Raw genomic sequence first — 20,716 nt, 5'->3', positions numbered from 1 at the left:
GGGCACGTGGAAAGGCAGGAGCTTCATCGGCGGCGGCAGGGGCAAGGTGCGGGCCGTGCTGTTCATGGCCGCCCTCGTCGCCAGCCGTCACAACCCCGTCCTGAAGGCTTTCCGCGACAAGCTGGTGGCCGCCGGCAAGCCGAAGATCGTCGCCATCGTCGCAACCATGCGAAAGCTGCTCACCATCCTCAACGCTGTCATCAGGGACAATCAGCAATGGCAAAACGCTTGACAGCCAAGACAGTCGCTCTGCCCTGCCGGGCATCTCCCCCTCAAGGGGGGAGATCGGCTGGACGTGAGGCATTATCCGATTCGCAATGTTCGCGTTGGGCGAGGCGTTTCCACTTGCCGATCTCCCCCCTTGAGGGGGAGATGCCCGGCAGGGCAGAGGGGGGGTGAGCGCCAAATGCGGGGCGCTCGGACCCGCATTTTCAGTGAAAAGTCACGGCTTGCAGTCGGTTTGAAGCCGTGCGACGTCTGAAATCCATTCTTTTCGCATGCCAAGGCTCAATTTTATGTCCGATAGCGTCATCACCCCGAAGGAGGCCGCGCCGCGGCTTTCCAGCCTGTTTTCGCGCGCCTATCTGTTCGGGACGCTGATGCTGGGCGGCGGGATCATGCTGCATGCGGTGGAGACTTATATCACCGCGACGCTGATGCCCTCGATCGTGAGGGATATCGGCGGCCTGGCGCTGTTTGCCTGGGCGACGACGATCTATGTCGCGGCCTCGGTGCTCGGCTCGACCTTCGTCGCCGTGCGGCCGAAAAGCGTGACACTCAACCGCTGTTATGTCTTCGGCGCGGTGCTGTTCGGCATCGGCAGCCTGGTCTGCGCCATCGCGCCGACCATGGAGACGGTGCTGGTGGGCCGGGCGATCCAGGGGCTCGGCGCCGGTTTCCTCGTGGCGCTCGGTTATGCCTTCATCCGCTTCGTCTATCCGGAACCGCTGTGGAGCACGGCCTCGACGCTCTACGCCGCCGTCTGGGGCATCGCGACCTTCCTCGGCCCGACGATCGGCGGCATTTTCGCGGCCGGCAGCGCCTGGCGCGAGGCCTTCGCGCTGCTCATCCCGTTGTCCATCCTGATGGCGGTCTCGGCGCCAAAACTGCTGCCCTCCGGCGAGGCCGAGCGGGTGACGACGAAGACGCCCTTCCTGCAGATCGTGCTGCTGGTCGCGGCCGTGGTCGTCCTGTCCTTCGCGAGCTCGGTGGATGCGCCGGCGCTGCGCAGCCTCTTTGCGGCCTCGGCCGTCATTGCGGTCGTCGCCGCCATCACCATCGAGCGGCACACGGAGGCGCGGCTGCTGCCGGCCGGCACGATGCGCCTCGCCTCGCCGCTCGCCCGCGTCTATCTCATCATGCTGATGCTGCTCGTCACCGTCTGCTCGGATATCTATATCCCCTATTTCCTCCAGGTGCTGCACGGGGTGACGCCGCTCGTCTCCGGCTATCTCGTGGCGCTGCTGGCGCTCGGCTGGACGGCGGCGGCCTTCGCCACCGCGAACATCCGGGGGCGGCGCGCCAACCGGGTCATCGTCGCGGGCGCGCTGGTCGAGGCGGTCGCCACCGCGCTGCTCGTCGTCACGCTCGCCCGGCACAATCCTCAAGGCAGCCTGCCGCTGCTGGCGATCGCCACCGTCTTCATCTTCCTGATGGGGTTCGGCATCGGCCTCGGTTGGGCGCATCTCGTCACCCATGTGCTGCACCTGGCGCCCGCCGGCGAGACGGACAAGGCGTCCGCGGCGATCACCACCATGCAGGCGCTGGGTGCTGCCTTCGGGGCGGCGATCGCCGGCATCATCGTCAACACGACCGGCCTCGTCGATCCCGGCGGCACGGAAGGTGCTGTGACGGCGGCGCGCTGGCTCTACCTGCTGCTCGCCATCCCGGCCGCCCTCGGCATGCTGCTCGCGACCACCCTTCCGGCGGGAAAGGCCGCAAGCGCGGGCTGAGGATCTGTTAACGGCATCCGGCGGTCCTCGTTGCGACGCTGCGCAAAACCGCTACGCACTTTTGCTGGAATTGCTTTCGAAGGTCAGCACGATCTTTCCGATATGATCGCCGTGTTCCATCATGCGGTGGCCGGCGGCGGCGTCGGCATAGGGCAGGACGGCGTGTACCACCGGGGCGATGCGCCCCTCCTCCAGGAGCGGCCAGACCTTCTGCAACAGTTCGTCGCGGATCGCCTGCTTTTCCGCCGCGGTGCGCGGCCGCATGGCGGAGCCCATCAGGTGCAGGCGCTTTTGCAGGATCGGCGCGAGGCTGACCTTTTCGGCGAATGTGCCGCCGAGGAAGGCGATGATCGACAGGCGGCCGTCGCGGGCGAGCGATTTCAGGTTCCGCTCGAAATAGGCGGCCCCGATCATGTCGAGGATGACGTCGACGCCGTCCTTGCCGGTTTCCTCCGCGATGACGGCGCAGAAATCCTCGCTGCGGTAGTTGATCGCGCGGGAGGCACCGAGGTCGAGGCAGGCCTCGCATTTCTCCGCCGTGCCGGCCGTCGTGAAGACGCGCGAGCCAAGGGCTGCGGCAAGCTGGATCGCCGTCGTGCCGATGCCGCTCGATCCGCCGTGGATGAGCACGCTTTCACCGGGCTTCAGCCCCGCCATCATGAAGAGGTTCGCCCAGACGGTGAAGAAGGTTTCCGGCAGCGCCGCCGCCTTCACGGCGTCATAGCCTTTCGGGAAGGGCAGCGCCTGCGTCGCCGGCACGGCGCAATAGCGCGCATAACCGCCGCCATTCGCCAGCGCGCAGACCTGGTCGCCCAGTTCGTAGCCGGTCACGTCGTCGCCGATCGCCACCACCTCGCCTGCGATCTCCAGGCCGAGGATGGGGCTTGCATCCGGCGGCGGCGGATAGTCGCCCTTGCGCTGGAGCACGTCCGGCCGGTTGATGCCGGCGGCCGCGACCCGCACGAGGATTTCGCCGCTTCTGAACTGCGGCGTGCGGCCCTCCATCACCACCAGATTGTCCGGGCCGCCATGGTCTGTGAGACCGATATAGGACATGGATGATGGAATGGACATGGCTTCTGCCTCCCCGGGCGCTTTGGCGACGCGCAATCTGTAACGCTGATTCTAGCCTAAAGCGCGAACCAATTGAATCGGTTCCGCCCTTGCCTGCAAGATTTGCGATGGCGCGCCCACCGCCCATTTTCAGCCACAAACCGCTGGAATTCCGGCTGTTTCGGGACGCGCAGAATTAAATCTTGTTAATTTGAAAACGGATTTTTCCGGGCCTAGCTTCTGTTTCGAAGCCGGGGAGCGCCGGCGGCTCATCCCCCGGGAGCCGCGACGCGACGTCTCCCGGACGGCTTCTCTGCGCCCCCTTGCGGGGCCACTTTAGGACGACACAGATGCGTGTTCTTCTTTCCAATCTCGCCATCGTCACTGTTCTCACCACGCCGGCTCTTGCGCTTGCCGCCCAGACGGCGACCGGTACGGTGAAGGATTACAACAAGGCGTCGATGTCTCTGACGCTCAGCGACGGCATCACCTACCAGCTTCCGAAGGGTTTCCACGAACCCGGGCTGAAGACGGGCGAAAAGGTGTCCGTCTCCTTCGACATGTCCGGCAAGAAACACGAAGCGAAGAGCGTGAAGCTCCTTCGCTGACGTAGAGGGAAGCGGGTTTGAAGGGGCCCGCTTCCAAATTTTTTGTTTTGCCGCATTGTCCGACGCCGAAGCGATGCCGCTTCTGGAAATGCTCTAGTGCGCAGCCGAAAGCTGTGCTGCGGCGGATGTCGAGGACAGCACGAGCCCCCCGTCGCTGCCCTTGGCATCCGCCTTCAAGGCGGCGATCCGGCTGCTGATCAGCCCCGCCTCGCCGATCACCTCGCCCTCCGGCACGATGAGCACGACAGCCGAGCAGCGCATCAGCGGAAAGGTCGTCTGGTTGCCGGCGCGGTCATGCCCGCGGATCTGGCCGGCAAGCTGGTCTTCCGCCGCGTAGAGCAGGCGCACCTCGCGGCTGAAATCGGCAAGCAGCCGCTCCAGGGTAACCCGCACTGCCTCGACGGGGCGGCCGGAAATGCCGGCGAAGAAGTCATCCCCGCCGACATGGCCGATGAAGACGTCGTCGCCGATGAATTCGCGGCGCATCAGCGAGGCGAAGAGCGACAGCGCAAGATCGCCCTTCTGGAAGCCGTAATGATCGTTGAACGGCTTGAAATTGTCGAAATCGAAATAACACAGGCAGCGCAGCTGGTCGCCGTCGAGCGCCTTGTCCTGAAGATAGTCGCGGATCGAGCGGTTGCCGGGAAGCCCGGTCAGCGGGTTCTGGTCCTCCGCCGTCTTCAGGCGCTTCTCGTTGATGATCTTGAGCAGCGAGGAGGCGGACAGGATGCCGGCATAACGCAGGTCTTCCGTCATGATCACGCATTCATTGCCGCCCATGCCGGTGAAGACGTCGAGCAACTGCTCGGCGGGCGTGTCGAGATCGGCGATGGGCGCGGTGGTGACGAAATGCGACAGGCTCTTCTGGTAGAGCTTGTTCTTCAAAAGATCGCGGCCGAACGGGTGATAGCTCAGTTCCTTGACGTGATATTCGTGCAGGATGCCGCGCGGCTCGTCATTGGCGTTCAGCACCGGGAAGAAGGTGCGCTTGGGGTCGCGGCGGAAGAATTCGAAGACCGATTCCAGGCTCTCGTTCTCGCGCAGCACCGCAACCTGCTCGATCTCGCGGCGGATGAGGATGCTGTCCAGCGTGCGCGACGAGCGGCGCGTGCCGCCGGCCCGCGTCACCTGCGCATAGACCGGGCTGAGCATGGAAAAATCGGTGACGGGGCGGGAGACGAACCAGCCCTGCACGAGATCGCAGCCGGCCTCGCGGGCGGCGACGAACTCCGCCTCCGTCTCCACCCCTTCGGCGATGACGCGGATGCCGAGCACGTGGGCGGCGTTGACGGTGTTGCGCACCAGATGGCGCTTGCGCGCATCGTTCTCCATGCCGGTGATGAAATGGCGGTCGATCTTGAGATAGTCGACCTGATGGTCGCAGAGCAGCTTCAGGCCGTTGTGCCCGACGCCGAAATCGTCGATGGCGAGCTTGAAGCCGGCCAGCCGGAGCTTGCGCACCAGAATGGCGAAATCCGGCAGCGTATCGTTGTCGAAGCGCTCGGAAATCTCGAAGCAGATCGAGGAGGCCGGGATGCCGGCGCGGAAGAGATGGCCGGCGAGGCGTTCGACGAGGTCGGCGCCTTCCGGCACCAGGCGGGAATCGAGGTTGATGAACAGCGTGCGCGAGCGGAAATCCGGCAGTGCGGCGAAGGCCGCGATCGCGCGGCTGTTGGCCATGTGCTCCAGCGCCAGCAGCTGGCCCGCCTCGTGGGCGCGATCGATCAGGTCGAGCGGCGAGCTGAAGCCGAGCCGGTCGAAGCCGCGCATCAGCGATTCGTAGCCGAACACCGCGCCGGTGCCGGCCTCGACGATGGGCTGGAAGGCCGTCTCGATCACCAGCTTGGCAAGGGTGACGATCTCGCCATCTCCGAAACGGCGAAGGGCGAGCAATTCGGCGGCGGACATGGGCGGCTCCGAGGCGTGAACTTATGCCGCGAAGTGTTTTCCGGGATCGCTGAAGAATCCGTTTCCGTAGTGTGACAGTTCGATGAAAGTTCAACGACTACAAGGAATTGAAAAAGAACCCCCTCATATAGGCAGCGCCAGCAGCAAGGCGCCCGCGCCGATCATCGACACGGCCAGCCAATGGGTCGGCGAAAGCTGTTCGCCGAGGAACAGCACGGCGAAGACGGCGACGAGCACGACACTCAATTTGTCGACCGGTGCCACCTGTGCGGCCTTGCCGATCTGCAGCGCGCGAAAATAGCAGAGCCAGGACGCACCCGTCGCCAGGCCCGAGAGAATGAGGAAGATCCAGCTCCTTGCCGACACCGTGCCGGGCGCCTGCCAGTTGCCCATGAGCGTCAGCATGAAGGCGAGCGCCAGCAGGATGACCACGGTGCGCACGAAGGTCGCGAAATCGGAATTGACCTCGGCGATGCCGATCTTGGCGAAGATCGCCGTCAGCGCCGCGAAGACCGCCGAGCCGAGCGCCCAGACCTGCCAGGATGAGAGAAGCGCCTTCACATTGCACCTCCTGCGAGCATCAGGCGCGACAGAGCGAGCCCCGCCGCCACGGCGAGCAGCGAAAAAATCACCGAGGCGCCGACATAGAGCGCGGCCAGCCCCACCTCGCCGCGCTCCCAGAGCAGTGCGGCATCGAGCGAAAAGGCGGAAAAGGTGGTGAAGCCGCCGAGCACGCCCGTCGTCAGGAACAGCCGCAATTCTTGCGGCAGGTGGCCGCGAAAGGCGAAAGCCCCGGCAATCAGCCCCATCACCAGGCAGCCCAGCACGTTGATGACGAGCGTGCCCGCCGGAAAGCCCGTGCCGAACAGGCGCGCCGACAGCAGGTTCACCCCGTGGCGCCCGGCACCGCCAAGCCCGGCGCCGAGAAAGACGATCAGATAGCTCATGTCCGTTGCCCTCATGGTCCGCATTTTCAGCGGGTACGGGAATTCCGCACCCTCACTTGCCCGGCCTACGGAATTTCAGTATGATTCCGTATGGACAACAGGTTCGATCCGGCAAAGGACGCCGTCAACCAGGAGAAGCATAAGCTGTCTCTGGCCTTTGGCGATCTGCCCCGCTTCATTTCCGTACGAAGGAGCAACAAAGGTGAAGAGAGATTCTATCGTTCTTCCGGCTGATCCGTCGGACTTCGAAGATTTCGATGTGACGGCCGAAGCGATGGATCGCGGCCAGCGTGCCCGGTTGATCCGCAGGACCAGAACAGGTCTCGGTCTGTCACAGACGGAGTTCGCGGATCGTTTCCGCGTCCCCGTCGGCACGTTACGTGACTGGGAGCAGGCGCGGGCCACGGCACCGGATTTCGCCATCGCCTATGTGCGGGTGATCGGCCGGCATCCGGACCTTGTGGCGAAAGCAGTCGCTTAGACGGGTTTCCAGACGCCCTGCCGACGCACCATGATATTTGCCGGCCCATTCGGCATGCGGCAGGGAAAAACGTGCAAGATTTTTATTGGCAAGATTTTTATTGATTGATCACTCAATTAAAAATACGCTCGCGGAAAATCAGGGGAACGACATGCCGAAGGTTGGAATGGAGCCGGTGCGCCGCAAGGCGCTGGTGGACGCGACGCTGAGGGCGGTCGGCGACCATGGCTCGCTGACCGTCACGATGTCGGAAATCGCCCGCCATGCCGGTGTGTCGGCTGCCCTTGCCCACCACTATTTCGGCTCTAAGGAGCAACTGGTCATCGAGACGATCCGCAGCCTTTTGCGGCAATTGCGCATCGATGCCGTCGCCGCGCTGAACGCGGCTGCGACCCCGCGGGAAAAACTGTCGGCGGTCATTCGGGTGAATTTCCAGGCCCACCAGTTCGCGCCTGAGACCGTCGCCGCCTGGCTCGCCTTCTATTCGGAGGCGCAGCGCTCGGAAGAGGTGCGCCGCCTGCTCGTCGTCTATGCGCGGCGACTGAACTCCAACCTGCTGTCGAGCCTCAAGCAGCTCTGCCCCGCCGCGACCGCCTCCGACATTGCCGACGGGGCGGCGGCGATGATCGACGGGCTCTATCTGCGCCAGGGGCTGAAGTCGGCGCCGGTCAGCATCGAATCGTCGATCGCGCTGACGGAGGGGTATGTGAATGCGCAGCTTCAGGCTTGCGGGGGACAGCCGGCATGATCCGAGCCTGCCATACCCCCCTCTGCCCTGCCGGGCATCTCCCCCTCAAGGGGGGAGATCGGCAAGAAGCAAACACATCGTTTAAACAGCGGCGCCCGTTCTGGGCAAAGCGCCCGCTCCATCCAATCTCCCCCCTTGAGGGGGAGATGCCCGGCAGGGCAGAGGGGGGTAAAGCCGCTATCTCCCGCACCCCATTCGAAACGCCAAGGACCCATCCGTGACCGCCAGCAAGCCGAATATCCTGATCATCATGGTCGACCAGCTCAACGGGACGCTTTTCCCGGATGGCCCGGCGGAGTGGCTGCATGCGCCGCATATGAAGGCGCTGGCCGCGCGGTCGGCGCGCTTTCGCAACAACTACACGTCCTCGCCGCTTTGCGCGCCCGCCCGCGCCTCCTTCATGGCCGGGCAATTGCCGAGCCGCACGCAGGTCTATGACAATGCGGCGGAATATGTCTCCTCGATCCCGACCTTCGCGCACCACCTGCGCCGCGCCGGCTATTACACGGCGCTGTCGGGCAAGATGCATTTCGTCGGGCCGGACCAGCTGCACGGTTTCGAGGAGCGGCTGACCACCGATATCTACCCGGCCGATTTCGGCTGGACGCCGGATTACCGCAAGCCCGGCGAACGCATCGACTGGTGGTATCACAATATGGGTTCGGTGACGGGCGCAGGTGTCGCCGAGATCACCAACCAGATGGAATATGACGACGAGGTCGCCTTCCTCGCCAACCAGAAGCTCTATCAGGTTTCCCGCGAGAACGACGATGCCGGCCGGCGCCCCTGGTGCCTCACCGTCTCCTTCACCCACCCGCACGATCCCTATGTGGCGCGCAAGAAGTTCTGGGATCTTTACGAGGACTGCGAACACCTGCTGCCCGACGTCGGCATGCTGGAGGAGCAGGACCCGCATTCGAAACGCATCCTGCATTCCTGCGACTATGCGAGCTTCGCGATCAGCGGCGAAGACGTACGCCGCTCGCGCCAGGCCTATTTCGCCAACATATCCTATCTCGACGAGAAGGTCGGCGAACTGGTCGACACGCTGACGCGCACGCGCATGCTGGACAACACGCTGATCCTGTTCTGCTCCGACCATGGCGACATGCTGGGCGAGCGCGGCCTGTGGTTCAAGATGAACTTCTTCGAGGGTTCCGCCCGCGTGCCGTTGATGATTGCCGGCCCCGGCGTCACCCCCGGCCTGCACCTCGCCCCCTCCTCCAACCTCGACGTGACGCCGACGCTGTGCGACCTCGCCGGCATTTCGATGAGCGAGGTCATGCCCTGGACGGACGGTGAAAGCCTTTTGCCCGTCGTCAACGGTGCGGAGCGGACGTCGCCCGTGCTGATGGAATATGCGGCGGAAGCCTCCTATGCGCCGATCGTCGGCATCCGCGAGGGCAAGTGGAAATACATCCACTGCGAGCTCGACCCGGAGCAGCTCTACGATCTCGATGCCGATCCGCTGGAGCTCACCAATCTGGCGACCTCGGAAAATCCGGTCATCAGGACGACGCTCACGGCCTTTAGACAGATGCGCGAGGCGCGCTGGGACATGGCGGCATTCGATGCGAGCGTGCGCGAAAGCCAGGCGCGGCGCTGGGTGGTCTACGAGGCGCTGCGCAACGGTGCCTATTATCCCTGGGACCACCAGCCGCTGCAAAAGGCATCCGAACGTTACATGCGCAACCACATGAACCTCGACAATCTCGAGGAATCCAAACGCTATCCGCGGGGAGAATAAGATGAGAGCTCAACCGAAAGCCTCGCACTTCATCGATGGCGACTATGTCGAGGATGCCGCCGGAACGTCCTTCGAGAGCCTCTACCCCGCCACCGGCGAGGTGATCGCCAAGCTCCATGCCGCAACGCCCGCCATCGTCGAAAAGGCCATCGCGTCGGCCAAGCGCGCGCAAAAGGAATGGGCCGCGATGAGCCCGACGGCGCGCGGCCGCATCCTCAAGCGCGCCGCCGACATCATGCGCGAGCGCAACCGCGAGCTTTCCGAGCTGGAAACGCTCGACACCGGCAAGCCGATCCAGGAGACCATCATCGCCGACCCGACGTCGGGTGCCGACGCCTTCGAATTCTTCGGCGGCATCGCGGCGGCCGGCCTCAATGGCGACTATATCCCGCTCGGCCAGGATTTCGCCTTCACCAAGCGCGTGCCGCTCGGTGTCTGCGTCGGCATCGGCGCCTGGAACTACCCGCAGCAGATCGCCTGCTGGAAAGGGGCGCCAGCGCTGATCTGCGGCAATGCCATGGTGTTCAAGCCTTCGGAAAACACGCCGCTCGGCGCGCTGAAGATTGCCGAAATCCTCGTCGAGGCCGGCCTGCCGAAGGGGCTCTACAATGTCATCCAGGGGGATCGGGCGACCGGGCCGCTGCTCGTCAATCATCCGGACGTCGCCAAGGTCTCGCTGACCGGCTCCGTGCCGACGGGCAAGAAGGTGGCAGGGGCTGCGGCCTCCGACCTCAAGCATGTGACCATGGAACTCGGCGGCAAGTCGCCGCTCATCGTCTTCGACGATGCCGACCTCGAAAGCGCCATCGGTGGCGCCATGCTCGGCAACTTCTATTCGACCGGCCAGGTCTGCTCGAACGGCACGCGCGTCTTCGTGCAGAAGGGCATCAAGCAGAAATTCCTGTCGCGCCTCAAGGAGCGCACGGAAAAGATCCTCATCGGCGACCCGATGGAAGAGGCGACGCAGCTCGGCCCGATGGTCTCGAAGGCCCAGCGCGACAAGGTTCTCGACTATATCGAGAAGGGCAAGGCGGAGGGCGCGACGCTTCTCACCGGCGGCGGCATCCCGAACGATGTCTCGGGCGACGGCTACTACATCCAGCCGACCGTCTTTTCCGACATCACCGACGAGATGACCATCGCGCGCGAAGAAATCTTCGGGCCCGTCATGTGCGTGCTCGATTTCGACCAAGAGGACGAGGTGATCGCCCGCGGCAACGCCACGGAATTCGGCCTCTCCGGCGGCGTCTTCACCTCCGACATCACCCGCGCCCACCGCGTCGTCGACCAGCTCGAAGCCGGCACGCTGTGGATCAACACCTACAACCTCGCCCCCGTCGAAATCCCCTTCGGCGGCTCAAAACAGTCCGGCTTCGGCCGCGAGAACTCGCTTGCCGCGCTGGAGCACTATTCGGAGCTGAAGACGGTCTACGTGTCGATGGGCAAGGTCGAGGCGCCGTATTGAGATGGGCGCCTCAGTCGTCGTTCATGTTGACGAAAAGGTCTTCGAGGTCGATGCGAAGCACCTTGCAAATACGTCTCAGGACATCGATGGAGCCAGTCTTCTTGCCAGCCTCTATCTCGGAAAGATAGGGCTGGGATATGCCTGCTGCATCGGCGAGTTCGGTTATCGTCATCTTACGGTACGTCCTGTAAAGACGGACGGGATTTTCGCCGTTGGATTTGGCTTCGACAAGCTCCAGCGGCCACGTTTCCTCGCCGGCACGAATACCGGCGATGACAGCTTCCGCACGCAGTCCGTCGACAAGATCTTCGTAGTCTTCCTCGCTGAGGAGGACGTAGGACTTGCCATCAATGGTCAATCTCTGGATATCGCCCATCCCGTTTTACTCCTTGTAGATGCTGCCGCGCGGTCCCGCATCGATCACCATAACGACGGTTCCATCGTCATCAATGATGACGCGATCGCCGCCGACGCGGATACGAAAGAACGGCTGGCCTTTCATTTTCTTGATATCGACGACCTCACCCCGCGCATAGGCGCGAAGCTTATCGAGAATTGCGGCCCTCCTCTTGGGCTGCATACGTTGCAGCGCCTGATCGGCAGCTCTTCTGAAGCGAATTTCCTTCATCAACACATCATAGCAATTAGCGATACAGCTATCAATGGCGGCATCGCGATAGACTATGATCTTCACCGCCGCACGAGGCACTGACACCATGCCCTCCCAGAACGCAGACTACATCATCGTCGGCTCCGGCTCCGCCGGTTCGGCATTGGCCTACCGGCTTTCGGAGGACGGCAAGCATTCGGTCATGGTGCTGGAATATGGCGGGTCGGATATCGGGCCGTTCATCCAGATGCCGGCCGCACTTGCCTGGCCGATGAGCATGAAGCGGTACAATTGGGGTTATCTCTCGGAACCCGAGCCGAACCTCAACAACCGGCGCATCACCGCGCCGCGCGGGAAGGTGATCGGCGGGTCGTCGTCGATCAACGGGCTCGTCTATGTGCGCGGACACGCGGAAGACTTCAACCGCTGGGAAGAGCTCGGCGCGCGCGGCTGGGCCTATGCGGACGTGCTGCCCTATTACAAGCGCCTGGAGACCTCGCATGGCGGGGAACGGGGCTGGCGGGGAGCGGACGGGCCGCTGCATGTGCAGCGCGGCCCCGTGACGAACCCCCTCTTCCATGCCTTCCTACAGGCGGGCAAGCAGGCGGGCTTCGAGCTGACGGATGACTATAACGGCTCCAAGCAGGAAGGTTTCGGCCTGATGGAGCAGACGATCCACAACGGCCGGCGCTGGTCGGCGGCGAACGCCTATCTGCGTCCCGCCATGAAGCGGCCGAACGTCTCGCTGGTGCATTGCTTCGCGCGAAAGATCGTCATCGAGAACGGTCGGGCGACGGGTGTCGAGATCGAGCGCAACGGCAAGATCGAGGTGGTGAAGGCGAACCGCGAGGTGATCGTCTCGGCCTCCTCCTTCAACTCGCCGAAACTGCTGATGCTGTCCGGCATCGGGCCGGCCGCGCACCTGAAGGACATGGGGATCGAGGTGAAGGCGGACCGGCCGGGCGTCGGCGCCAATCTGCAGGACCATATGGAATTCTACTTCCAGCAGATATCGACGAAACCCGTCTCGCTCTATTCCTGGCTGCCGTGGTTCTGGCAGGGGGTGGCGGGCGCACAGTGGCTGCTCTCCAAGGGCGGGCTCGGCGCTTCCAACCAGTTCGAGGCCTGCGCCTTCCTGCGCTCGGCACCTGGGCTCAAGCAGCCGGACCTTCAGTACCACTTTCTGCCGGTCGCGATTTCCTACGATGGCAAGGCGGCGGCCAAGAGCCACGGGTTCCAGGTGCATGTCGGCTTCAACCTGTCGAAGTCGCGCGGCAGCGTGACGCTGCGCTCCGGCGAGCCGATGGCCGATCCGGTCATCCGCTTCAACTATATGAGCCACCCGGAGGACTGGGAAAAGTTCCGGCATTGCGTGCGGCTGACGCGCCAGATTTTCGGCCAGCAGGCCTTCGACGAATTCCGCGGGCCGGAAATCCAGCCGGGCGCCGGCATCGAGACGGACGAGCAGATCGACGCCTTCCTGCGCGAACATCTGGAAAGCGCCTACCATCCCTGCGGCACCTGCCGCATGGGTGCCGCGAGCGACCCGATGGCGGTGGTCGATCCGGAAACCCGCGTGATCGGCGTCGACGGGCTGCGCGTGGCGGATTCGTCGATCTTTCCGCATGTCACCTACGGCAACCTCAACGCGCCGTCGATCATGACCGGCGAAAAGGCGGCCGACCACATCCTTGGCAGGCAACCGCTGGCGCGGTCCAACCAGGAGCCGTGGAGCAACCCGCGGGGTGCCGTCAGCGACCGGTAGAAACTTGGGAACCAGAACGGTTCCAAGGGGTTAAGGCGGGCAACAGTTCCAGGGGGAGCCCATGACCGTCTACCAGAAGGTTTCGAACATCGACATCAGCAAGGAGACCGACCTCGTCGTCACCTTGATCCACGGCATCACCGGTCCCTGCGCCTTCATCACCGACCCGGCGCAGGCCGAGGACACGATACCGCTTCCCGCCGAGGAAGCGCTGACCGGCGCCAGGCAGATGATCGCCGGCGACGTCAACCCGCGCAATCTCGTCGTCGTCGACGACGAGGACCTGTGGGACGAGCGCTGGGGCAGGCTCGTGCCGCATCCCGATCGCGGCGTCAGATAAAGCCGATCCAGCGTCCCGCCAGCACAGCGCCAATCCAGATCACGAGTGAAAACACCGCCTGCACGCGCAAGGTCGGCGGTGCGCTGTCCGTGGACATCGCCATGCGCCAATCGCTGCGCCGATGCAGGATGAGGGCATTGACGATGCCAATTGCGACGAGGCCGACCTTTGCCAGGAAGGCCGGGTTTTGCGCATATTCCTGCGGCCGGACGGAGAAGAGGCAGAGGCCGGTCACGATGGCAAGGACGATGCCGGTCGCCGCGGTGCGCGACAGGAGCGGGCCGATGGCGGCGATGGGTGCGGCACGGACCACGCCGATCAGCCGCAGGTCCAGCGGCAGGATCGCCCCGACGATGAGGCCGATCGACAGGATGTGGGCGGCGTTGACGACGAGATAGAGCGTGCCGGAGGCCTTCAGCGCCGCGGCGACCGGTGTCGTCGAGAACCAGGCGAGCGTCTCCATGCGGGCCGCCCGTCAATTGGTCTCGATGCGCTCGGGATAGATGTCGAAGACCTTGCCCGCGACGGTGATGCGCACCGCCTTCATGCGCTTCTCGCTCCGGTCGAGCGAGCGGTTGCCGAGCACGACGATCTCGTCGCCGGGTTTCGCAGACCCTTCCACGAAGCCGGCGCGTTCGGTCTGGCGCGGATTGCCGAGTTCGACGTTCCAGATGCCGTCGGCCGTCTCGACCTCAAGGGCTGGATGCGGCGGCGCGATCGCGACGGTGCGGATCGTTCCGGTCAATTCGCTCTGCTTCTCCTCCGCCCAGGTCCAGCCGTGATGGGCAAATGCGGCGAAAGCGGTCATCGTGCCGGCGGCGGCCAGCATGACCATTCTGGTTCCTGCGGCTTGCATGGCGTTCTCCTTCGAGGTTTCGCGCCCCGCGGGACAACATACACGCCTTGGCTGGCCAAGGCCGTTCAAGGATAGGTGAACGGCGCCAAAACGGAAAAGGCCGGGCGAATGCCCGGCCTTTTCGTCTCGACCCGGCCGGAGGCTCAGAAGAAGAAGAAATCGTTGGCGTGCAGGTCCGCCTTGTCGACGCCGGCAAGCTTGATCGTGTTGTTGCCGTAGTCGATGACGACGCCGCTGGACGAGTCGTCGGCATGCGCCAGCACGTCCTTGAAGCTGGACAGCACGGACTTGTCGAGGCGGATCACGTCGCCCTTGGCGCTGCCGGCGGAAAAGTCGGTGATCGTGTCGTTGCCCTGGGCCTTCTTGAAGATGAAGGTATCGTTGCCAGCGCCGCCGGAAAGGCGATCGTTGCCGGCGCCGCCATCGAGCGTGTCGTTGCCAGCACCGCCCGAAAGCTTGTCGTTGCCGGCATCGCCGTAGAGCTTGTCATTGCCGGCACCGCCGGAAATCGTATCGTTGCCGGCGCCGCCCCTCAGCGTGTCGTTGCCGCCGTTGCCGGCGATCTTGTCGGCCTTGCCGAAGCCGGTGAACGTGTCGCTGCCATTGCTGCCGCGATAGTCGATGGCACTGGCCTTGAGGATCTTTTCCAGAGCGGTCGTCGCGCCGCCATCGGTGTTCTTGCCGCCCATGATGTCGGCGAGGATCTTGCCGCCGAGCGTCTTGTCGGTGACGTTGAGGCCGGTGATGTCGATATCGGAAACCGCCTTGAAGCGGGAGCCCGCCAGGTCGATGGAATTGCCGAAGGTGACGGCGTTCAGCGAGCCCGTGACCTTGTGGGTCATCAGGTCGTATTCCCACTTCGTCTTGCCCGCCGTCAGGAAGGCACCGAAGTCCTTGGCATTGGTGGTGGCATATTGCGTGCCGGTCATCGCCATCGGGTCGGCGCTGTTGAAGGAACCGTAGCCGTCACGAAGATAGGTCCTGTTGAAGCTGGCGAGGTAGGCGGCGAAGTTGATGCCCTTGCCGTCGTTGTTCGCATCCTTGACCGTGATCCTGATCGCCATTTTCCTGTCCTTCCCGAAGGGCCGCGCGGGCCCCGTTTATAACATGACCAGATAGTCAGCTATTAAATCTGATTTTTCCTGTCAAGTTTTTTGAAGGCCTGTCCGCCACATGCGCGGCTGCTGGAAAGCGGCAGGATTTCTCCTCTCGGCGCGAGATGGAGAGATATTTGCTCCCGCGCCGACATTTCAGAAATCCGTTTTGCTGTCTTAGCAGGGGCAAGGCTGCGATAATCCCCTCAATTCTCGTAAAGGCATGGAATGGAATGACTGCTCTCACCGGAAACGGGACCGCGCAGGCCCTGAATGACAAACTCGCCGAACTCGACCTCGCTGGGCGCATCGCGCTCGTGGCGGAGTTGGGCGGCCGTGCCGTCTTCACCACCAGTCTCGGCATCGAGGACCAGGTCATCACCGCGGCGATCGGCACCGATCGCCTGCCCGTCGACGTGGTGACGCTGGAGACCGGCCGGCTCTTCAAGGAGACCGTCGACCTGATCGACGAGACCGAGGAGCAATACGGCATCACCATCACGCGTTATCGCCCGGTGCAGGACGATATCGACGCTTACGCCAAGCAATATGGCCTCAACGGCTTCTACGAAAGCGTCGAAGCCCGCCACGCCTGTTGTGGCGTGCGCAAGCTGAAGCCGCTTGCGCGCGCGCTCGAAGGGGCATCCTTCTGGATCACCGGCCTTCGCCGCGGCCAGTCCGGCAACCGTGCCGACACGCCGTTCGCGGAGTTCGATGCCGAGCGCAACCTGATCAAGATCAATCCGCTGGCCGACTGGGACATGGGGCGCATCAACGCCTATGTCGCCGACAACGCCGTGCCGGTGAACCCGATGCACAAGCGCGGTTATCCCTCGATCGGCTGCGAGCCCTGTACGCGCGCCATCAAGCCGGGCGAGCCCGAGCGGGCCGGCCGCTGGTGGTGGGAAAACGACGAGAAGCGCGAATGCGGCCTGCATGTGCCGGAATCGGCGCTCCCATCCCTCGAGTCGAGCGCCCTTTGACAATCCTTCGCCTCGACCAGGCACATCAATCCGGAGACTACCCTTTCATGTCCGATCCCCGTCACGAAGCGGAAGCGAAGCAGAATGCAACGTCGAAGCCGCCGCTCGATCCGCATCTGAAGGCACTCGAGAACGAAGCGATCCACATCTTCCGCGAAGTCGCCGCCGAATTCGAGCGTCCGGTGATGCTCTATTCGATCGGCAAGGATTCCTCCGTCCTCCTGCATCTCGCGCGCAAGGCCTTCTATCCGGGCCGCGTGCCCTTCCCGCTGCTGCACGTCAACACGGGCTGGAAGTTCGCGGAAATGATCGCGTTTCGCGACAAGGTCGTCGCCGACTACGATCTCGACCTGATCGAGCACATCAATCCGCGCGGTGCGGCCGAGAACGTCACGCCCTTCACGCATGGTTCGGCGCTCTATACCGACATCATGAAGACCGAGGCGCTGCGCCATGCGCTCGACGCCGGCAAGTTCGATGCGGCCTTCGGCGGCGCGCGCCGCGACGAGGAGGCCTCGCGCGCCAAGGAGCGCATCTACTCGTTCCGCACGCCGGACCACCGCTGGGACCCGCGCAACCAGCGCCCGGAACTGTGGAACATCTACAACGGCATGATCCGCAACGGCGAAAGCGTGCGCGCCTTCCCGCTGTCGAACTGGACCGAGGTCGATATCTGGCGCTACATCCAGGCGGAAGAGATCCCGATCGTGCCGCTCTATTTCGCGGAAAAGCGTCCCTTCGTGGAACGCGACGGCATGATGATCCTCGCCGAGGACCCGCGCCTCGAACTGCTGCCCGGTGAAGTGAAGCAGGAAGGCGTCATCCGCTTCCGCACGCTCGGCTGCTTCCCGCTGACGGGCGCCATCCGCTCGCAGGCCACCACGCTCGACGACATCATCGCCGAGCTCGAGACCGCCACGGTCTCCGAACGCCAGGGCCGCGCGATCGACCGCGACCAGTCCGGCTCCATGGAAAAGAAGAAACGCGAAGGGTACTTCTGAGATGACCGTTTCCGCAACTGCAATCGCCGAGGTTCTTCCGCACGCAGAACCTGAAACGGCCCGCGCGATCCGCGATTCCCGCCCGCTTCGCCTCATCACCTGCGGCTCGGTCGACGACGGCAAGTCGACGCTGATCGGCCGCCTGCTCTGGGATACCAAGGCCGTCAAGGAAGACCAGGCCGCGACCCTGCACCGTGACAGCGGCAAGCAGAACGACCTCGGCCTGCCCGATTTCGCGCTGTTGCTCGACGGTCTCCAGGCCGAGCGCGAACAGGGCATAACCATCGACGTCGCCTATCGCTATTTCGCGACGGACCGCCGCTCGTTCATCGTTGCCGATACGCCCGGCCACGAACAATATACCCGCAACATGGCGACCGGCGCCTCGACGGCCGACCTCGCCGTGCTGCTGATCGATGCCCGCGCCGGCATTCTCGAACAGACCCGCCGCCACGCCACCATCGCGTCGCTGATGGGCATCCGCCAGTTCGTGCTCGCCGTCAACAAGATCGACCTGACCAACTACGACCGCGCCGGTTTCGAGCAGATCGTGCACGACTTCAAGGAGTTCGCGCTGACGCTGGGTGTCAAGCAGATCACCGCCATCCCGATGTCGGCGCTGAAGGGCGAGAACGTCGTCTATGACGGCCGCGCGGTCATGCCCTGGTACGACGGCCCGACGCTGGTCGAGACGCTGGAAAAGGCCACCACCCGCTCCAACCAGACGGTCGGCTTCCGCCTGCCGGTGCAGCGTGTCTCCCGCCCCGGCGAAAGTTTTCGAGGCTACCAGGGCACGGTTGCCGGTGGCTCGGTGAAGCCGGGCGACAGCGTCGTCATCCTGCCGTCCGGCATGGTGGCCAACGTCACCAAGATCGTCACCTTCGATCTCGTGCGCAACGCTGCCGTCGCGGGTGACGCGATCACGCTGGTGCTCGACCGCCAGGTGGACGTGGCGCGCGGCGACATGATCGTCGCCATCGACAGCCAGCCGATGACCGGTCGTGGTTTCGACGCGCAGCTCGTCGCCCTCCAGCCGGAAGGCATCGAGCCGGGCAAGCGCTACTGGCTGAAGAGCGGCTCGCGCCGTCAGCGCGTCAGCGTCGAGCCGGTGAGCCAGCTCGATCTCAAGACCTCCAAGTGGCATCCGGCCGAAAAGCTTGGGTTGAACGGCATCGGCAAGGTCCATCTCGTCTTCGACGAGCAGGCGATCTTCGACACCTACGAGCAGAACCGCACGACCGGCGCCTTCATCCTGATCGACCCCGACACCAACAACACGGTGGCCGGCGGCATGATCACCGGCCGGCGCTCGGAACTCGGCGGCATCCACAAGGACGACCAGCGCGTGCTGCTGTCGCTGCCCGCCGACCTCGCCGAAAAGATCATGGCCACCGAACTCTTCGCCAACCGCCGACAGGACGTGGACGTGCGCCACACGAGTGCCGGGCGGGCTGCGGAAATCCTGGCCGATCTGGACGAGTGAGGTCTACCCTCCCCTCGAGGGGGAGGGTCGGGCCAAAGGCCCGGGGTGGGGTGACGCAACGTCTCCACGCGTGATGCCGGTGTGGATGCAGGTCACCCCCACCCGCCGCTTCGCGGCGACCTCCCCCCTCAAGGGGGAGGTACGAAAAAGGGGCCGAAAGGCCCCTTTGTCATGTCTGTTGCTTTCGAATTCCGCTCAGAAGAAGAAGTACCAGAGCAGGAGAACGAGGAAGAGCGGTACGCCCATCAGCCAAAGGATCAAAGCCCGAGCCATTGAAGTTTCCTTTCCGATATTGTGCTGGTCGGGAAATGTCCGGGCGGGAAAATTGTTCCATCAGCGACGGGTCATGCGCGCCCCTCAGCGCTCGCGGAACGCCTTGGCGAAATAGTCGGCGAGCGGCTTTACCAGATATTCGAGCGGCGAGCGTTCGGTGGTCTGGATGAAGGTCTCCACGGGCATGCCGGGCATGACGTGTTTGTCGCCGAGCTTCGTCATCTCTCCCGCATCCGGCTTGATCTCGGCCTTGTAATAGGTCGCACCCGTGCGCTGGTCGGCGAGCACGTCGGCGGCGACCTTGGTGACGTGGCCGAAGATTTCCGGCGTCGAGCGATGATCGAAGGCGGCGAAGCGGATATGCGCCATCTGCCCGACATGGACCTGGTCGATCTGCGTCGGGGAAATCTGCGTCGAGATGACGAGATCATGCTCCTGCGGGATGATGTAGAGCAGCGGATCGGCCGGGCGGATGACCGAGCGCAGCGCATGCACCTGCATGCCGAGCACGATGCCCGACATCGGCGCGGTGATGTCCATGCGGCTCAGCGTTTCGAGCTTTGAGTTGCGGTTTTCCCGGAGTTCGGCGACCTTCGCCTCGATCTCGCGCAGCGTCGTCGTCGCCTCCTCGCGCACCGTCGAGTGGATGTTGAGGATGGCGATCTCGATTTCTGCGACGCGGCCGGTGTTTTCCGCGATGTTGGCGCGGGCCTGGCTGATCGTGCCGAGGATTTCCGCCTCCTCGCGTTGCAGCGCCAGCACGCGGCTGGCATTGGTGAGCGACTGGGCGAGCAGCTTGTTCTGGGCGTCCAGCTCTTTCCCGATCAAGGCTTGCTGGGTTTCCAGCGCCTTGATGCGGCTTTCCAGGCCCTCGTTCTGCTTGCCGATCTGCGCCTTCTTTTCCTGAAGCTGGCCGGCCTGCTTGCCGCGTGTTTCGGCGCGCGCTTCCATCAGCCGCTTCTGGCCGGCAACGATTTCGGCGACGTCGGGATCGCTTGCCGCGACCTTCAGCAGTTCCGGATCGAAGGTGATCTCGGTCTTCTCGTCCTGCTCCGCCTGAAGCCGCGCGGCGGTGCCGAGCAGGCTGAAGAGCTGGCCCTCGATGACGGCGAGCTCGGAGCGGTCGAAGGTGTCGTCGAGGCGCATCAGCACGTCGCCCGCCTTGACCGTGTCGCCTTCCTTGACGCGGATCTCGCCGACGACGCCGCCCGTCAGGTGCTGCACGATCTGGCGGTTGCTGGCGACCTCGATGATGCCGCTGGCGACGACCGCGCCGTTGATGCGCGTCAGCGCCGCCCAGGCGCCCATGCCGCCGAGCAGCACGAAGACCGTCGCATAACCGGCAATCGCATAGCCGCTGCTGGCCCACTTGCGGTCCCTGGATGCCGTTTCCTTCTTCATT

Annotated in this window: 21 protein-coding genes and 1 pseudogene; 12 read left to right on the top strand and 10 right to left on the bottom strand. The window is 64.0% G+C overall.

The features are described from left to right. Together VGN93_RS02950 and VGN93_RS02945 are read left to right on the top strand one after the other, a co-directional pair. A pseudogene (locus VGN93_RS02950) lies at nt 1–232 on the top strand (IS110 family transposase); the annotation flags it as partial. 283 nt (nt 233–515) lie between these two features. Beyond that, a complete protein-coding gene (locus VGN93_RS02945; RefSeq protein ID WP_327506273.1) occupies nt 516–1,952 on the top strand; it encodes an MFS transporter in 1,437 nt (478 codons plus the stop codon). Between the two features lie 51 nt (nt 1,953–2,003). On the opposite strand, the gene VGN93_RS02940 is transcribed toward VGN93_RS02945, so the two are convergent. Continuing rightward, a complete protein-coding gene (locus VGN93_RS02940; RefSeq protein WP_327506272.1) occupies nt 2,004–3,026 on the bottom strand; it encodes an NAD(P)H-quinone oxidoreductase in 1,023 nt (340 codons plus the stop codon). Nucleotides 3,027–3,355: 329 nt separating this feature from the next. Here VGN93_RS02940 and VGN93_RS02935 point away from each other — a divergent pair, with 329 nt between their 5' ends. Continuing rightward, on the top strand, nt 3,356–3,613 hold the full coding sequence (locus VGN93_RS02935) for a DUF1344 domain-containing protein (RefSeq protein WP_327506271.1): 258 nt from the start codon (nt 3,356–3,358) through the stop codon (nt 3,611–3,613). 93 nt (nt 3,614–3,706) lie between these two features. Here VGN93_RS02935 and VGN93_RS02930 read toward each other — a convergent pair whose 3' ends face one another. The 3 genes from VGN93_RS02930 to crcB all read right to left on the bottom strand — a co-directional run bounded on the left by VGN93_RS02930 (nt 3,707) and on the right by crcB (nt 6,468). Continuing rightward, nucleotides 3,707–5,521 carry a GGDEF domain-containing protein gene (locus VGN93_RS02930; protein WP_327506270.1) on the bottom strand — a complete coding sequence of 605 codons (1,815 nt, stop codon included), beginning with the start codon at nt 5,519–5,521 and terminating at the stop codon, nt 3,707–3,709. 123 nt (nt 5,522–5,644) lie between these two features. Next, nucleotides 5,645–6,082, bottom strand: coding sequence for an EamA family transporter (locus VGN93_RS02925; RefSeq protein ID WP_327506269.1), 438 nt, complete (start codon nt 6,080–6,082; stop codon nt 5,645–5,647). Next, complete coding sequence (gene crcB / locus VGN93_RS02920; protein WP_327506268.1) at nt 6,079–6,468, bottom strand: fluoride efflux transporter CrcB; 390 nt, start codon at nt 6,466–6,468, stop codon at nt 6,079–6,081. Before crcB ends, VGN93_RS02925 begins: the two co-directional genes overlap by 4 nt. 202 nt (nt 6,469–6,670) lie before the next feature. Between crcB and VGN93_RS02915 the strand changes: the two genes are divergently transcribed. From VGN93_RS02915 to betB, 4 genes are all read left to right on the top strand, one after another. Beyond that, the gene (locus VGN93_RS02915; protein ID WP_327506267.1) at nt 6,671–6,949 is read left to right on the top strand and encodes a helix-turn-helix domain-containing protein; all 279 of its coding nucleotides are present in this window, start codon (nt 6,671–6,673) and stop codon (nt 6,947–6,949) included. 151 nt (nt 6,950–7,100) lie between these two features. Then, nucleotides 7,101–7,697 (top strand): transcriptional regulator BetI, encoded by a 597-nt coding sequence (gene betI, locus VGN93_RS02910; protein ID WP_327506266.1) that lies wholly within the window; start codon nt 7,101–7,103, stop codon nt 7,695–7,697. Between the two features lie 217 nt (nt 7,698–7,914). Further along, nucleotides 7,915–9,444 carry a choline-sulfatase gene (gene betC, locus VGN93_RS02905; protein ID WP_327506265.1) on the top strand — a complete coding sequence of 510 codons (1,530 nt, stop codon included), beginning with the start codon at nt 7,915–7,917 and terminating at the stop codon, nt 9,442–9,444. 1 nt (nt 9,445) lies between these two features. Further along, a complete protein-coding gene (gene betB / locus VGN93_RS02900) occupies nt 9,446–10,909 on the top strand; it encodes a betaine-aldehyde dehydrogenase (protein ID WP_327506264.1) in 1,464 nt (487 codons plus the stop codon). Nucleotides 10,910–10,919: 10 nt separating this feature from the next. On the opposite strand, the gene VGN93_RS02895 is transcribed toward betB, so the two are convergent. Together VGN93_RS02895 and VGN93_RS02890 are read right to left on the bottom strand one after the other, a co-directional pair. Next, on the bottom strand, nt 10,920–11,285 hold the full coding sequence (locus VGN93_RS02895) for a helix-turn-helix transcriptional regulator (RefSeq protein ID WP_319310735.1): 366 nt from the start codon (nt 11,283–11,285) through the stop codon (nt 10,920–10,922). 6 nt (nt 11,286–11,291) lie between these two features. Further along, nucleotides 11,292–11,627 (bottom strand): cytotoxic translational repressor of toxin-antitoxin stability system, encoded by a 336-nt coding sequence (locus tag VGN93_RS02890; protein ID WP_327506263.1) that lies wholly within the window; start codon nt 11,625–11,627, stop codon nt 11,292–11,294. Between VGN93_RS02890 and betA the strand changes: the two genes are divergently transcribed. Next, nucleotides 11,626–13,284 carry a choline dehydrogenase gene (gene betA / locus VGN93_RS02885; RefSeq protein ID WP_327506262.1) on the top strand — a complete coding sequence of 553 codons (1,659 nt, stop codon included), beginning with the start codon at nt 11,626–11,628 and terminating at the stop codon, nt 13,282–13,284. The two genes, VGN93_RS02890 and betA, sit on opposite strands and share 2 nt — an antisense overlap. Nucleotides 13,285–13,345: 61 nt before the next feature. Continuing rightward, a complete protein-coding gene (locus VGN93_RS02880) occupies nt 13,346–13,624 on the top strand; it encodes a hypothetical protein (protein ID WP_327506261.1) in 279 nt (92 codons plus the stop codon). On the opposite strand, the gene VGN93_RS02875 is transcribed toward VGN93_RS02880, so the two are convergent. From VGN93_RS02875 to VGN93_RS02865, 3 genes are all read right to left on the bottom strand, one after another. Further along, entirely contained in the window at nt 13,617–14,087 is a 471-nt protein-coding gene (locus VGN93_RS02875; RefSeq protein WP_327506260.1) for a DUF6644 family protein, read from the bottom strand. The genes VGN93_RS02880 and VGN93_RS02875 overlap by 8 nt on opposite strands. A 12-nt stretch (nt 14,088–14,099) precedes the next feature. Beyond that, complete coding sequence (locus tag VGN93_RS02870) at nt 14,100–14,459, bottom strand: DUF6152 family protein (protein ID WP_327506285.1); 360 nt, start codon at nt 14,457–14,459, stop codon at nt 14,100–14,102. A gap of 164 nt (nt 14,460–14,623) precedes the next feature. Then, nucleotides 14,624–15,544, bottom strand: a complete 921-nt coding sequence (locus tag VGN93_RS02865; protein ID WP_327506259.1) for a hypothetical protein — start codon at nt 15,542–15,544, stop codon at nt 14,624–14,626. A 263-nt stretch (nt 15,545–15,807) separates the two neighbouring features. Between VGN93_RS02865 and VGN93_RS02860 the strand changes: the two genes are divergently transcribed. The 3 genes from VGN93_RS02860 to cysN are packed head-to-tail and all read left to right on the top strand — an operon-like array spanning nt 15,808 to nt 19,041. After that, a complete protein-coding gene (locus VGN93_RS02860) occupies nt 15,808–16,557 on the top strand; it encodes a phosphoadenylyl-sulfate reductase (RefSeq protein WP_327506258.1) in 750 nt (249 codons plus the stop codon). 47 nt (nt 16,558–16,604) lie between these two features. Beyond that, nucleotides 16,605–17,558: a sulfate adenylyltransferase subunit CysD gene (gene cysD / locus VGN93_RS02855; RefSeq protein WP_319310709.1), complete on the top strand. Its 954-nt coding sequence runs from the start codon at nt 16,605–16,607 to the stop codon at nt 17,556–17,558. A gap of 1 nt (nt 17,559) precedes the next feature. Continuing rightward, nucleotides 17,560–19,041, top strand: coding sequence for a sulfate adenylyltransferase subunit CysN (gene cysN, locus VGN93_RS02850; RefSeq protein ID WP_319310708.1), 1,482 nt, complete (start codon nt 17,560–17,562; stop codon nt 19,039–19,041). A gap of 357 nt (nt 19,042–19,398) precedes the next feature. On the opposite strand, the gene VGN93_RS02845 is transcribed toward cysN, so the two are convergent. Then, nucleotides 19,399–20,715 (bottom strand): HlyD family type I secretion periplasmic adaptor subunit, encoded by a 1,317-nt coding sequence (locus tag VGN93_RS02845; protein ID WP_327506257.1) that lies wholly within the window; start codon nt 20,713–20,715, stop codon nt 19,399–19,401. Nucleotide 20,716: the final 1 nt, after the last annotated feature.

The organism is Shinella sp. (genome assembly GCF_035998705.1).
In the GTDB taxonomy this organism is placed as follows: Bacteria; Pseudomonadota; Alphaproteobacteria; order Rhizobiales; family Rhizobiaceae; genus Shinella.
The sequence above is the reverse complement of the archived record's forward strand: the minus strand, read 5'-3'. Positions and strand labels throughout refer to the sequence as shown.